Source organism: Marinomonas sp. G8-14 (assembly GCF_055808935.1).
The window spans coordinates 3905614-3920117 of sequence record NZ_CM147891.1 but is presented as its reverse complement, the minus strand read 5'-3'; the positions used below and the strand labels follow the sequence as shown (position 1 = coordinate 3920117).

Below are 14504 nucleotides of genomic sequence, written 5' to 3'. Positions count from 1 at the left end.
CAGTAAGCGCGTTGATTATTTACACTTAAGAAGTACTTGGAGCTAAAAAAACAACATGCCAAAAGGCTGATATAGACGGTAGAGCTGTAAAGAAGATCAAAAAGAAGACGGTAAATTTACACAACCGACTTATGCAGTATAGAGGAAGATGAAAATTAACCCACCCCTAATACACAAATTATTACTAAATCCCTTCAAAACACACATTTCAAGCAGTAAACTAACGATGTTTTCACATTTGAGATAGCTAACATGTCCATGACTTCATCATACAACGCTCATCAAAGCTCGGTTCAGACCAAGTCATTTGATTGCGTTCGCACGATGAGCCTGGCGCAATGGCTAGAACATTATCAAGCAGAAACCGTCGACTTACGCTATTTTTTCCACAGCGGTTGGTCCTCTTAGTCTTACGTATCTTGCTCTAAAGAATCCATTGTTTTCAGAATCCGGCCCCATGAGACTGATTGAAAACATATGAAAATTTTTTTGCACTATTCGATGAAGACAAGACTGCCAATAACTGGCAACAGGAAAAAACATGCAACTACAAGCCATTGATTACACCAGCAGCACTGCACAAGAAGATTTCGTTAAGTCCCTACGCGAAACAGGATTTGGTGTACTAAAAAATCATCCCATCAAAAAAGAATTGGTTAGCGCTATCTACCAAGATTGGCAGGAATTCTTCGCGGATGACAGTAAATACGACTACCGCTATAACGTCGGTCCACAAGATGGTTATTTTTCACCTAAGGTAGCGGAAACCGCCAAAGGTCATACCAAACGTGACATTAAAGAGTACTTTCATTACTACCCTTGGGGTCAGTGCCCTGAAAAACAAAAGCCCTTGTTAGAACAATACTATGGCGAAGCCTCTGCTTTGGCAAAAGAGTTGCTCGCTTGGGTAGAAAAGCACTCTCCAGCAGACGTAGCAAAACATTATTCACAATCGCTCTCCAGCATGGTAGATGGTAGCCAACAAACCTTGCTGCGCGTCTTACACTACCCACCACTCAAGGGCGATGAAGAGCTAGGGGCGATCCGCGCAGGTGCCCATGAAGACATCAATTTGCTCACTATCCTGCCTTCCGCCAATGAGCCTGGTTTACAGGTTAAAGCCAAAGACGGCACCTGGATGGACGTACCTTGTGATTTTGGCACGCTTATCATCAATATTGGCGACATGCTACAAGAAGCATCCGGTGGTTATTTTCCATCCACTTCCCACCGTGTAATCAACCCAGAAGGCGCAGACAAAACTAAGTCGCGCATCTCTCTACCGCTGTTCCTTCACCCTAAACCGGAAGTGGTGTTGTCAGAACGCCACACGGCAAAAAGTTATTTGCATGAACGCCTTGTTGAGCTAGGCGTATTGCCAGCCTAGTAGAAAAAACACGGTCATAACCGTGCCTAAGAAAACGCCCTACATAAAAACGCGCTTCACTGTCTCCATGTGTAGCGCGTTTTTTTATTGTGACATTTAGCTAGCTGCCCGTTACCCAAATAATCAAAGGAATACCCACCACAATCACCACAGAGGACACCAACGTCGTACTGGCAATCGCGTTTGCCGTTGATTTACCATCATCGCCTTTCGCCACCGCCGTTACATAGGCGGAGGCCGCCGTAGGAGCCGCTAAAAAGATAAACAAAAACAACAATTCTTTTTGACTAAAGCCCAATCCATACCCAATCGCCGTAAACACAAGAGGACTCAATAGGACTTTACATAACATCGCCATGGAAAAGTGTTTTGGCAAGGTAAATCCACTGGTCGCTAATGATCCCCCAATACAAACCAATGCCAAGGGCAAAGACAAACCACCAATTAAAGAGCCGGTTTTCATCACAAAAGCAGGCAACGTCAGTCCTATCATATTGGCCCCGACACCAAGCACTATGCTGACAATAAGCGGGTTCTTCAGAAGGCTTTTCAGCACTGGAACCAAACGCAATTGACCGTGGCTATAACGTGTTAATATCACTTCGGCCAAAATATTAAACAGCAACACACTCAAGCCAGACATCACGCCACCCAGCGCCACGCCTTCCTGACCAAACATATTGACCACTAGCGCAACACTGAAAATCCCACAATTGCCTCGAAAAGCAATCTGAACAAACACTCCACGCTGCCGTTCTGGTACATTAAGCTTGACCGCTAACCACCAAGACAGTAAAAAAGTAAGTCCTATCGCAGCCAAAAAATAGGCCGCCAAATTAAGACTTATCAAGCCACTTAAATTATTACCCATCATGCCGAAGAAGAACAAAGCGGGCATCGAGACTTGAAAAACGAAACGCGAACTCACCAAAATAAAACCATCATTGATCAGCTGAATTCGTCGCAGCAAAGCGCCCATCGCAATCATTAATAGAACTGGCGCAGCCACATCCAAAATCACGCTTTGTGTTTCTAGCAAATTGAACTCCCTAAAACAAACACTCTACAAGCCAGTTTGGCCAATAGAGTGTTTTTTATCAATTGAAAAGACTTATTTATACCAATTTCCCATTCACCAATTGAGGAATGTTTAGGGGATTTTGATCTTGAATGGCGTCTGGAATCAATGAGCTAGGAAAATCTTGATAACACACTGGTCGCAAGAAGCGATCAATAGCAGCGCTACCAACAGACGTTGAGCGACTATCGGATGTCGCAGGGAAAGGACCGCCATGTACCATGGAATGGCACACTTCTACGCCAGTTGGATAGCCGTTGCATAGAATGCGACCGACTTTACGTTCTAGGGTTGGTAGCAAGACTCGAACAGCGTCCACATCTGCATCAGACATTTGTACCGTCGCGGTCAATTGACCTTCTAAATGCTCAGCGACTACTTTGTATTCATCCAAGGTATCGCATTCGATGATCAAAGACATTGAACCAAACACTTCATCTTCCATTGAGGCATCCGCTAAGAACGCTTGTGCACTAGTAGCAAACACATGTGGGCAACACTGGTTTGGTTGATCACTGTCATTGCCTTTCGCCAAAAGTGCCGCGGCTGAGTTGTTGCTCAACTTCTCAATACCTTCACAATACGCTTGGTAAATACCTGGTGTTAGCATGGTTTGCGTACCCAATGCTTGTACTTCGCTAGCAACCGTCGCTTTAAAGCGATCCGCCGCTTCACCTTTCAACAGCACAACCATGCCTGGGTTTGTACAGAATTGACCTGCGCCCATGGTAAGAGAACCAACAAAACCTTTTGCGACCGTTGGAGCATCATTCGCCAATTTATTCGGCATGATAAAGACAGGGTTAATACTGCTCATTTCGGCATAAACAGGAATGGGCTTCAGGACGATTTGCGGCGATGTTCATCAGCGCTACGCCACCACTACGAGATCCTGTAAAACCAACGGCTTTAATCGAAGGATGTGCCACCAGAGCACTACCGATTTCACGACCAGAGCCATACAAGAGAGAAAATACGCCAGCAGGAAGAGCGCATTTTTTCACCGCAGCAGTAATCGCACGCCCCACCAGCTCAGACGTACCAGGATGAGCAGAATGTGCTTTTACAACAACAGGGCAACCTGCCGCTAAGGCCGACGCTGTATCCCCACCCGCAACAGAGAAGGCTAATGGAAAGTTACTCGCGCCAAACACCGCTACTGGGCCAAGGGCGACTTTTTGAAAACGTAAGTCTGCACGAGGCAATGGCGCGCGATCTGGCATAGCAGGATCAATACGCGCATCGGTTGCTTTGCCCAAACGAACCACGCCTGCGAACAAACGTAACTGCCCCATAGTACGACCACGTTCACCTTCTATACGCGCTTTGGGCAAACCAGACTCCGCCATAGCACGCTCTAATAGCACATCACCGAGCGCTAAAATCTCATCGGCAATACATTCAAGAAAAGCTGCACGTTTTTCTGTACTGATGGCTCGATACATATCAAAAGCTTGCCAAGCAGCGCTAGCCGCTTGATCGACATCGGCTTTTGTACCGCCATGATAAGCGGGTTCTAGCATTTCGTTGGTGGCAGGATTGATTGCGTGAATAGCTTGTTGAGTCCCAGTAATATCGTTACCGGCTACCAATAAAGTGCCTTTAAGAAGCCCTTTCGTATCCATGTTTCCCCCCTCAGTTTTATCGAAAAATAAAAGTGAGCCAAACTCACTTTTATTACGTTATTCTAGATCAAACTTATTATCGCTCTGGTAGCGTTCATACAGATGGTAGGCACGATATAAGTGATTATGCATGGCCTGTTTTGCGCCTTCTGCATCTTGGTTTTTGATACAATTGAGTATTTCAAGATGCTCTGATCGAATGCGGCGCAAATATTCGTCTGTAGCGACCTGCTTCAAGTTTGTGTTTATTAATTTTGCTCTGGGGATAACGTTCTTATTAAACTGCTCATAAAACTGTTTAAGGAAAGGGTTACGAGTAGCAGTGCAAATCGCTAAATGGAAAGCATAATCTTCTTTTCTCGCCAATTCGCCCTGGCTTAATGCCTCGTCAAACTCATTGAAGTGCTTCTCAAGTATGGCAACGTCTTCGTCTGAACGACGCAATGCCGCCAATTCACAAGCCGTTGTTTCCACACTCAAGCGCATTTCTAAGATATGTAGAATATCGGCAATCGCCGTAGGATCGATTCGATAAGCAAACAAGGTTTCGCTTGATTGAGCACGAATAACACTCGTCCCCACGCCACGTTTTGTCTCCACCAAGCCTAACGATTTCAACTGGGTGATGGCTTCTCGAATAACAGTTCGACTCACGCCAAATAGATCGCATAACGCATTTTCTGTCGGCAATTTATCTCCCACAGAAATGTGCCCAGCCGAAATCTGCTTTTCAAGCTGTTTTGCAACATTGCTTGCCAAGCTATCGCCTTTGCCTACTCGTTCTATTTGTAGTGATTTTGCCACTGTTTTCACCCTATCCATATCTGATTGCGCCGTATATTCTAAAACCCTGAACATTACCCCAGCGCTACTTATCTAACAAGCGCTGGTTTCTTAGGATCAAACGTCCAACCGGGAATAAGAAACTGCATTGCCAAACTGTCATCACGCTGACCTAAGGTGAGCGTTTTATACAGTGCATGGGCTTCCATTAGTTTTTCACGATCCAGTTCAATACCTAAACCCGGTTTCGTTGGCACTGTAATTTTACCGCCACGAATTTTTAAGGGTGCTTTGGTTACTCGTTGCCCATCTTGCCATATCCAATGAGTATCTATCGCTGTAACCTCTCCTGGACACGCGGCGGCAACATGCGTCATCATCGCTAACGAAATATCAAAATGGTTATTGCTGTGAGAGCCCCATGTCATTCCCCACTCATTGCAAAGCTCGCCCACAGCAACCGCGCCTTGCATGGTCCAGAAATGACAGTCGGCGAGCGGAATATCAACCGAATCAAGACGCACGGCGTTTTTCAGCTGTTTCCAATCCGTCGCAATCATATTTGTCGCGGTTTTTAGGCCGGTTCTGCGTTTGAATTCGGACATGGTTTCACGGCCAGACCACGCTCCTTCTTGGCCGCAAGGATCTTCTGCGTAACTCAGCATGTGCTTCACTGGCGTAAGGTATTCAACCGCTTGATCCAGCGTCCACGCGCCATTTGGATCCAGCGTTAAACGCGCATCAGGAAAAGCCTCGTATAAAGCAGCAATACACTCCGCCTCTTGATGACCATCCAACACGCCACCTTTTAATTTGAAATCTTTGAAGCCGTAACGGGCATAAGCCGCTTTCGCTAATGTCGCAATGGATTCAGGAGTGACGGCTTCCAGACCGCGAACCCGATCCCACTCATCTACTGGGTTATCATAGGTTGGGTAAGGCAAATTTGTTTTGGTGCGGTCCCCAAGAAAGAACAAATAACCTAATGCTTCGACTTCATCCCGCTGTTTTCCATATTGACCAAGCAAATCAACCACAGGCAAGCCCATATTCTGACCGGCTAAATCTAATAATGCAGATTCAATCGCGGTAATAACATGAACCGCTGTTCTTAGATCAAATGTTTGATTACCACGCACATCATCCGATTTGCCAGATGTAGCTTGCCGCACATCACTGACAATACTTTTCCATTTTCCAACGTTTTTGCCTTCAACCAGCACGCGGCACTCTTCAAGTGTAGAAATAATTTTATCCGTCGCCGGCACTTCACCTAAGCCGATATTGCCGTCATTATCTTCCAATACGACAACGGTGCGAATAAACCAAGGCGCATGTCCACCGCTTAAATTTAATAAAAAACTATCGTATCCAGCCACAGGTATCACCTGCATCTTTTTTATTGTTGTAAACATAATGCGAATCTCAGCGTTGTAAAAAGAACAAGAAGGTTGGACAGTCCAGCCCAGCCTTCTCTACGATATTAAGAATTTTTCTTGATAATAGCGTCTAACTCAGCCACTTCACTTGGCGTTGGCATCGTTAGTGGAGCACGAACATCACCAGCACTGTGCCCCATCAAGGTAGCGCCAGCTTTAATTAAGCTCACTGCGTAGCCTTTTTTACGATCGCGCAAACGACAGAATGGAATAAAGAAATCTTTGATAATCGCCGTGACAACCGCTTGATCGCCGGCACGTAATGCTTTGTAGAACTTGTTAGCCATTTCCGGCATAAAGTTAAATACAGCAGAAGAGTAGGTATTCACGCCTATCGACAAATAGGCTTCAGCGAAAATTTCCGCCGTTGGCACGCCACCAATGTACACCAAACGATCGCCGACAGTTTTAATTGTGTCGTTCAATGCTGCAATATTACCAACGCCGTCTTTTAACGCCACCATGTTTGGATTTGCAACCGCCAACGCTTTTACATTTTCAGCAGTCAAAATGCCATTTCCACGGTTGTAATAAATAAAATGTGTCTTACTAGAGGCCATGATTTGGCTAGCGTATTCAACAATACCGTCTTCAGGACATTCTGTTAGGAAAGGAGGCATCAAAAGAATGCCGTCACAGCCAGCTTCATCGGCAATCGCCACAAATTTCTTCGCATCAGAAACACTGCGACCCGCCGAGGCAATAACCGGAACACGGCCTTTTACGGTCGCAACCGATAATTCGACGATCTGACGATAATCATCTTCGTCTAAGGAGAAAAATTCACCCGTTCCACCAGCAACAAAAATAGAAGAAACACCATGTTCAATAAAAGACTCAAGACGCTGACGGAATGTCTCTGCATTAAATTTACCATTTGCATCAAAATCCGTTACAGGAAAGGACAACAGTCCATCACTCAATGCCGATCTCATTTGCTCAACCGAAAAAGCCATGCTTTTTTTCCTCTTTATTATATTAATAACACCTTCCTTGTTCGGAAGATTTTCTACACAACATGTAATACATCATACAACTAAACAGACGAATAACAAGCCCAATTTACGTTTATCATTCTCTGGACTCAGGTCACTGGGGCTGGGTTAAACAACACTAGGTCGTTATGTAGCCCCAGTCGATCTGCTGCCACCTGTTTGCGTCCGCTTGCCACATCTAATATCAGATGGAACAACTCCCAACCCGCTTCTTCTAACGTGATTTCCTTGGTTGCCATACGTCCAGCATCCATGTCGATTAAATCATGCCAGCGGTTTCCTAATGAACTATTGGTCGACACTTTAATCACAGGTGCCACTTCTAAACCGTAAGGCGTACCTCGCCCTGTAGTAAAAACTTGCACATTCATACCAGAGGCAAACTGAAGCGTACCGCATATAAAGTCACTGGCAGGGGTCGCGGCGAAGTTCAAACCGCGCTTGCGAATGCGCTCCCCTGGACTTAACACATCCACGATTGGGCTATTACCAGACTTGGTGATCGACCCCAATGACTTCTCTACAATGTTATTCAACCCGCCTTTTTTATTGCCTGGGGTCGTGTTCGCACTACGGTCCGCTTGCCCCTGATTTAAATAATCGTCGTACCACTGCATTTCGCGCAGCAAGGCTTTGCCTACTTCGACGGTTTCAGCTCTTGGTGTTAACAAATGAATCGCATCGCGCACTTCAGTGACTTCTGAAAACATCACCGATCCACCTGCACGCACAATCAGATCCGAGGCATAACCCACAGCAGGGTTTGCAGTAATGCCAGAAAACGCATCACTGCCACCACATTGCATACCAACAACCAGTTCAGAAATAGGACAAGGCTCACGACGGCGTAAATTTAAGCGTTTAAGATGTTCTTCGGCCATCACCATAATATGGTCAACCATATCTTGAAAGCCGTGATGTGATTCGTCTTGCAAACTCACCACGCTGTCTTCAAGTCGTTTCGCCGTTGCCGAATTAGGCAAAATATTGACCGCTTGCGAATCATCGATCTCTAACAATCGATGAGGTTGTAGTTTTTCACAACCCAAACCAATCACCATGATTTCACCACCAAAATTGGGGTTCTTCGCCATATTTTGCAAAGTTCGTATTGGCACGATCGCGCTCGGTGCGTTAATCGCCACACCACAACCATAGGAATGATTCAGTGCCACCACACCATCCACGTTCGGGTATTTTGGCAACAAAGTCTGCTTGATCAGCTTAACTACATAGTCTGTGATACCGGCAACACACTGCACACTGGTACTGATACCCAAAAGGTTTTTTGTACCAGCAGAACCATCAGCATTTTTATAACCTTCAAAGGTATAACCCTCTAATGGTTCAAATTTAGGTTTTTCTCGGGTCGCCAGTGGTAACTCGTCAAGATTTGGCGGCGTCGGCATCCGCACCACTTGCTCAGAGACCCAACATCCAGCATCCAGATCTTTATCCGCATAACCAATCACTTCGTTATAACGAATGATCTTCTCACCTGCTTTTATTGGCTGCAAAGACACTTTATGACCTTGTGGTACCGCCTCTTTTAGCACCAAACCATTATCTAGCTTAGCATCCGCTGGCGCGCCGCCGTGATTCAAGATGATCGCAACATTGTCATTATCATGAATTTTGATTAACACATAGGATGAACTCATTTACTCTCCCCTGAATGCTGCTTGCTTTTTTTATGTATCATGAATGAGACAACAATAGACAAGACAATCAATCCCCAAAGCACCATGGCAATCGGGCTTTTAGTAAACAACACGGTGTATTCTCCGTAGGACTCTAAACTCTTCACAAAGTACACTTCCGCACTGCCACCCAAAATAAAACCAATCACCAACGGTGCCACTTCAATGCCAATCTTGGTAAAAATCCAACCCGCCACACCAAAAATAAACAAGGTCCAGACATCGAACATAATGCCGTAATTAATGGCATACGCTCCGACGGTACACATCATGACTATAATGGGATAAAGGATAAACTTAGGGATCAACACCACCTTAGCGATGTAGCGAATGGCATAAAACATCACCACAAACATCACCACATTGGCAAACATCAAGGCCGTTATCATGGAATACCATGTCTCGATGTTTTCCCCGATAAACAATGGACCGACTTGCAAACCTTGCAAAGTAAACGCACCGATCAATACAGCCGTGGTACTGTCTCCCGGAATCCCTAGAGACAATAGCGGTATTAAAGCGCCACCTGTCAAACCGTTATTGGCAGACTCAGACGCCACCAACCCTTCAGGCTCACCGGTGCCCATTTTGTGAGGCTGTTTGGAAAGGTTTTTTTGTTGGGTATAGGCCAAAATCGATGCCGCACTGCCCCCTATTCCCGGCAACATCCCAATAAAGGTACCAATCGAAGAGGAGCGCAATAAATTACCCACTTGCCCTTTGAAAACAGAGAAGCGAAATGGCTTACCTTTTGTTAAGTTCACTTTATCTTCCTGGGACGACTCTTTTGCCCCCTTTTCTGCTTCTTCTATGATGGTCGATATTCCAAACAAGCCGATCAGGACAGGCAACAAGGAAAATCCGAAGGCAAGGTAAGGCTCCATAAACGGCAGCATCAATCGATACTCACCATTACCACCATCTGACACATCGTAGGAGCCAATTAAACTGAGCAAGACCCCCAATAAACCACTAAACACCCCCATGACAATATTCTTCGATAAAGAAGCAATCACCGTCAGAGCAAAGAAAATCATTAAGAATTTTTCAACATAAGAAAACTTAATGGCAAAATCCGCCAACACTGGCGCAAAGAAAAACAACACCAAGGCACTAAAAACACCGCCAACCAAAGACGCCACAATGCATATTTTTAAGGCGCGTTCAGCTTCTCCTCGCTGCGCCATTGGGTAGCCATCAAAGGTCGTCGTGATAGACGAAGGGGTTCCTGGGATATTGAGCAATATGGCAGGCACCAAACCACCTGAAATCCCCCCCACATATAGACCCAATAATAAAGCTAAGCCTTCTTGCAAACCCAATGTATAGGTCAGCGGTAAACAAACTGCGACCGCCATTGTTGCAGTCATTCCAGGGATAGCCCCAAAAACAATACCAATAATTGCCCCAGCGGCGGCTAGCAAGAAAAAAGCCGGCGAGAGTAATTCTAAAAACTCCATAACATTTACTCCTGATAGCTAAGGCATAGACACAAGGAAAAGATGGTAAAGCACGCCCCATACGACAGTAGGCGCAATCACAGCATTGGCAGTAATGATGGTGACATTCCGGCGAGTTCTTTCATGGCAATAAAGCATCGACATCAGAAACACAAAAGGAATCGACGCCAGCAAAAAGCCCAATCCCATATTGGGCAGCACTTCACCTATCGCATCCATCGACCAGAAATACACAGGAATCAGCACTAGGGTTACCAACAAGCGGAAGAAATCCGCGTTACGCACAAAAAACTGATAACGGCCAGAACGCATTGCTCGCCAGACAGGACGAATGTTAGCAAGAAGAATCAAGCTCCCTAACACCAGCAACAGCGTAATGATAATTCGAGGAAAGAACTGATGAGACGTATCAAAATCGATCGTCACCGAATTCAACGATATAAACCAATCAAACATATTGACCCTCACACGCGAGATACCATGGCGTCGCAGGCACGCAATACCTACGACGCCAATCTAAGAAGATTATTTGTGCAAACTATTAATAATCTTCGCGTAGCTGTCACTTTTCGCTTTTAAGTGCTGCTGAGCTTCAGCAGAAGTTCGGAAGTTTGGGATGAAAAAAGACTTTTTGAGGGTTTCTTGCACTTCACCATCGGCAAACACTTCAGCCAAGGCATTATCTAAAAACTTGATAGCTTCAGGCGACATACGTTTGTTATATAAGAAGAAAAACTCCTTATCGAAAGTAAAGTCATTATCGGCATCCATGGGAATATTCACCCCAAGACCTGACGCATATTGCATTAACTGATCACGAGAAGTTTCCCCCATGCCATTAGGATTGGCTTGACCAATCGTCGACGCTTTTGCCGTTAACCAGACAAAGTTCATTGCCTTCTGATCATCCGCTGGCAAGCGTGTATATTGCTCGTTAGCTTGTACACTACCATTGATAACATCAGCCAAACCATCAAACAACGCTTGGTTTTTGTCTGACTGAGAAGCCCGTATTCAATGCCACTAGATTGTCTTCTTGACCTGGGTATGCCAAACGAACAGCATTTTTCATCGCGGTATAACCAATTTCGGACACACCACCAGGCTGAATAGCAACACGAACTGTTTTGCCATTGCCCGCTGCGTTTAAGATCTCATCCATATTTTTGTAGGGTGAGTTTTTTGACACTAAATAACCGTTGCCTGGATTGATGGCAAAAGACGGTCCAATATTCCACTTTTCAAACGGATCTTCGTAACCTTTTTGTCCATATAAATAACCAAGATAGGCTTGGTCATGAAAAATCATCAAGGTATTGCCGCTTGGCACTCGCTCAAGCGCCTGATAACCAGCTGAAAAACCAACCGCATCGACCTTAATGTTTGTATCGATTTTCTTGGCTAACGCTTCAGTAATAATAGCCGCTGCCTGATAAGTATCACCACCCGTGGATGTAGAGCCAATCACCACACGAATATTGCCTCGAATTGGGTTCTCAGCAGCATAGGTTACTGCAGGAGCTAAGGCACAAGCTGCCATCAATACAAGGCTAGAGCCTCTGAAACAATTTTTTCATAACCGTATTCCTATCGTTGTTTTTGTAGTTAGGACGTATTTTTATGACCCCATAAAGGAGCTAAAAAACATCATACATCATACAACTAACATTTCAACTCAGAATTGGATTTTTTTGTCCTCCTGTAAACATCCAGTATTTAGTTTCATTTGGCACAAAGCAAAAAAAAGCTCAAGTTTGCTAAACAAACTTGAGGCTCTAGTTTTGGCCTTATGTCATTTATTACAGCTCAATCCCTTTTGATTTAAGCAGTTCAGCCACATCGATAATCTTGCCTGTTTTTACCGATTCCTCCGCGGCACACCCAACTACAACAGACCAGAAGCCTTCTTCGACTGTCGCGCTGTTGGTTTTTTTGCCAGCCATTTGATCAGCAAAAGCAATGTGTTCAAACCACGTCGCACCGTTATGACCAGACGCTTCGATCAATTTAGGGTAGCTTGGCTGTGATGTTTTAGACGGACGATTCTGACCACAGAAAACTTCCATTTCGGTACGCAAACGTGCGTTTTCACTGAAGTCTTCGATCTCAGCCGCTTTCACACGACCTTCATCACCGCACACCAATAGCTCTTCATGGAACATAGGGGCAAACATGCAAAGGTTGAAACCTGCGCGAACGCCATTTTCATATTCTACGGTAACAAACGCGCTATCAAGAATGTCGGATTTTTCGCCTTTGAATTCAAAGTCACGGAAGTTGGTAGACTGGGAACCATTGGCATAAACACGAACAGGACGAGACTGTGCGAACAAATTCATTAAATCAAAGTAGTGGCAGCATTTTTCCACCAGCGTACCACCAGAGAATTTAGAGAACTTGTTCCACTGGTTTACTTTATCAAGGAAGGGAATACGGTGTTCCATGATGTTGATCATCTTCACTTCACCCACAGCTTTGCGCTCTAGTACTTCGTGAATGGCTTCGGAATAGATAGATTTATAACGGTACTGCAAACCGATCTGCAAAACAGCGCCGTATTCTTTCGCCATTTTGGTGATTTCGTAGGCATCTTCTAACTTGGTCGCCATCGGCTTTTCCATGAAGATGTGTTTGCCCGATTTGATCGCTACTTTTAGAACATCAAGGTGAGTAAAATTAGGCGTACAAATTAAAATACCGTCAACTTCTGGGTCATTACAGGCTGCTTCTAGGCTGTCGTAGACTTTGAAATCTTCATCAGTGATTTTAGCGAACTCTTCTTTGGCTACTTTGACGCTGCGCTCGTTTAGATCGAACACACCATGAATAGCAGAACGACCAACGCGAGTCGCCACACGCATGTGTTCCATACCAATCATGCCGCAACCAATCAGGTTCACACGAAACTGCGCTGGCTCTTTGGCGAAGAAGTGACGTTCTTCTTCGTTGATGTAATGAAAAGCTGGGCCAGTGTAACTGAATAGCTGTCCGTCGATTTTTTCTCTGCTCATGGGGTCTCACCTAACTTAGAATTATTTTGTAAGGCTAAGATAGGAAAAGCACATCATTATGTCTAATATATGTTAATCACATGCTTAATATGAAAAAGATATCATGCGCTTTAGAAAACTGAATTATTTTATTACCGTGGCGGAAGAGCTGCATTTTGGACGCGCTGCGGCTCGATTGCATATTGCCCAGCCACCGCTGTCGCAACAAATCAAAGCCATTGAAGATGAACTCGGCGCCGTACTGTTTGAGCGCAGCAGCCAAAAAGTCTCTCTGACGCCTGCAGGAGAAGCTTTGCTACCTCAAGCAAGAGCACTGTTGCAGAACTGGGAAAAGATACAAGAACAAGTTCGCAGTGTTGCCAACGGCACAGCTGGTAACCTATCGCTTGGGTTTGTTTGGGCGGCTGGCACACCGCATTTTTCCAAAGGCATTGCTCAGTTCAAACAAGACAATCATGGCGTCACTTTGAATCTAGAAGAAATGACCACGACCCATGCCTTGGATGCGCTAAGAACAGAAAAAATCGATTTGGCGATGATCTTCCTCAACCCCTTGATGGACATCACCGACCTAGAACACCAAGACTATGAAACACAAAAACACCTTCTCGCTTTGCCTGATAACCACCCTCTCGCGCAAAAAGACAGTGTGCCACTGAGTGACTTACACCAGTTGCCGTTTATCTCCTTTGTTCGACAAGCTCACCCATCGTTATACGATCAAATTATGCACTCTCTTCATGCAGCCGGAGTAGAACCCAACATTGTACAAATTGCTCGACTGACCCAAACCACTCGTACGCTAGTCGCCGCTGGTGTCGGTGTGGCACTTGTGCCTGAATCCACCCAATTCGATCAACGAGAAGGCTTAACCTACCGCCCGATTGATGGCGTTTTACCAGAACTCGATATCCACTTTGTATGGCGTAAAAACAGCCTAACGCCCTTGATGGAAAGATTAATCACTCATCTTCAAGCGCAAGTGCCGAGCTAATCTAGCCCAACACATTTCTGAAAAAAAACACT

Annotated in this window: 12 protein-coding genes and 1 pseudogene; 2 read left to right on the top strand and 11 right to left on the bottom strand. The window is 45.1% G+C overall.

Annotated elements, in window-relative coordinates; all coding sequences use genetic code 11:
• Positions 1-541 precede the first annotated feature (541 nt).
• Positions 542-1387 carry a 2OG-Fe(II) oxygenase family protein gene (locus AC0L6V_RS20005; protein WP_265220093.1) on the top strand — a complete coding sequence of 282 codons (846 nt, stop codon included), beginning with the start codon at positions 542-544 and terminating at the stop codon, positions 1385-1387.
• Between the two features lie 100 nt (positions 1388-1487).
• On the opposite strand, the gene AC0L6V_RS20000 is transcribed toward AC0L6V_RS20005, so the two are convergent.
• From AC0L6V_RS20000 to AC0L6V_RS19950, 11 genes and pseudogenes are all read right to left on the bottom strand, one after another.
• A complete protein-coding gene (locus tag AC0L6V_RS20000) occupies positions 1488-2426 on the bottom strand; it encodes an AEC family transporter (protein ID WP_265220092.1) in 939 nt (312 codons plus the stop codon).
• 76 nt (positions 2427-2502) lie between these two features.
• Positions 2503-4090, bottom strand: a pseudogene (locus AC0L6V_RS19995) (aldehyde dehydrogenase (NADP(+))).
• A 57-nt stretch (positions 4091-4147) separates the two neighbouring features.
• Positions 4148-4894, bottom strand: a complete 747-nt coding sequence (locus AC0L6V_RS19990) for a FadR/GntR family transcriptional regulator (RefSeq protein ID WP_265220091.1) — start codon at positions 4892-4894, stop codon at positions 4148-4150.
• Between the two features lie 68 nt (positions 4895-4962).
• Complete coding sequence (locus AC0L6V_RS19985) at positions 4963-6288, bottom strand: enolase C-terminal domain-like protein (RefSeq protein ID WP_409418976.1); 1326 nt, start codon at positions 6286-6288, stop codon at positions 4963-4965.
• A 68-nt stretch (positions 6289-6356) separates the two neighbouring features.
• Positions 6357-7268 carry a 5-dehydro-4-deoxyglucarate dehydratase gene (locus AC0L6V_RS19980; protein ID WP_265220089.1) on the bottom strand — a complete coding sequence of 304 codons (912 nt, stop codon included), beginning with the start codon at positions 7266-7268 and terminating at the stop codon, positions 6357-6359.
• A gap of 128 nt (positions 7269-7396) precedes the next feature.
• Positions 7397-8968 (bottom strand): galactarate dehydratase, encoded by a 1572-nt coding sequence (gene garD / locus AC0L6V_RS19975; protein ID WP_265220088.1) that lies wholly within the window; start codon positions 8966-8968, stop codon positions 7397-7399.
• Positions 8965-10467 (bottom strand): tripartite tricarboxylate transporter permease, encoded by a 1503-nt coding sequence (locus AC0L6V_RS19970; protein WP_409418975.1) that lies wholly within the window; start codon positions 10465-10467, stop codon positions 8965-8967. Before AC0L6V_RS19970 ends, garD begins: the two co-directional genes overlap by 4 nt.
• Before the next feature lie 18 nt (positions 10468-10485).
• Complete coding sequence (locus AC0L6V_RS19965) at positions 10486-10923, bottom strand: tripartite tricarboxylate transporter TctB family protein (RefSeq protein WP_265220087.1); 438 nt, start codon at positions 10921-10923, stop codon at positions 10486-10488.
• Positions 10924-10992: 69 nt separating this feature from the next.
• Positions 10993-11448 carry a hypothetical protein gene (locus tag AC0L6V_RS19960; RefSeq protein ID WP_418138545.1) on the bottom strand — a complete coding sequence of 152 codons (456 nt, stop codon included), beginning with the start codon at positions 11446-11448 and terminating at the stop codon, positions 10993-10995.
• Positions 11441-12007: a hypothetical protein gene (locus AC0L6V_RS19955; protein ID WP_418138544.1), complete on the bottom strand. Its 567-nt coding sequence runs from the start codon at positions 12005-12007 to the stop codon at positions 11441-11443. The genes AC0L6V_RS19960 and AC0L6V_RS19955 overlap by 8 nt, the downstream gene beginning before the upstream one ends.
• A gap of 259 nt (positions 12008-12266) precedes the next feature.
• Positions 12267-13478 carry a Gfo/Idh/MocA family protein gene (locus AC0L6V_RS19950; RefSeq protein ID WP_265220085.1) on the bottom strand — a complete coding sequence of 404 codons (1212 nt, stop codon included), beginning with the start codon at positions 13476-13478 and terminating at the stop codon, positions 12267-12269.
• Positions 13479-13581: 103 nt separating this feature from the next.
• Between AC0L6V_RS19950 and AC0L6V_RS19945 the strand changes: the two genes are divergently transcribed.
• The gene (locus AC0L6V_RS19945; protein WP_265220084.1) at positions 13582-14472 is read left to right on the top strand and encodes a LysR substrate-binding domain-containing protein; all 891 of its coding nucleotides are present in this window, start codon (positions 13582-13584) and stop codon (positions 14470-14472) included.
• Positions 14473-14504: the final 32 nt, after the last annotated feature.

Coding starts and splice junctions, on each gene's coding strand:
- garD (WP_265220088.1), bottom strand. CDS start 8,968: ATGAGTTCATCCTATGTGTTAATCAAAATTCATGATAATGACAATGTT.
- AC0L6V_RS20005 (WP_265220093.1), top strand. CDS start 542: ATGCAACTACAAGCCATTGATTACACCAGCAGCACTGCACAAGAAGAT.
- AC0L6V_RS19970 (WP_409418975.1), bottom strand. CDS start 10,467: ATGGAGTTTTTAGAATTACTCTCGCCGGCTTTTTTCTTGCTAGCCGCC.
- AC0L6V_RS19980 (WP_265220089.1), bottom strand. CDS start 7,268: ATGGCTTTTTCGGTTGAGCAAATGAGATCGGCATTGAGTGATGGACTG.
- AC0L6V_RS19950 (WP_265220085.1), bottom strand. CDS start 13,478: ATGAGCAGAGAAAAAATCGACGGACAGCTATTCAGTTACACTGGCCCA.
- AC0L6V_RS19945 (WP_265220084.1), top strand. CDS start 13,582: ATGCGCTTTAGAAAACTGAATTATTTTATTACCGTGGCGGAAGAGCTG.
- AC0L6V_RS19955 (WP_418138544.1), bottom strand. CDS start 12,007: ATGGCAGCTTGTGCCTTAGCTCCTGCAGTAACCTATGCTGCTGAGAAC.
- AC0L6V_RS19985 (WP_409418976.1), bottom strand. CDS start 6,288: ATGTTTACAACAATAAAAAAGATGCAGGTGATACCTGTGGCTGGATAC.
- AC0L6V_RS19965 (WP_265220087.1), bottom strand. CDS start 10,923: ATGTTTGATTGGTTTATATCGTTGAATTCGGTGACGATCGATTTTGAT.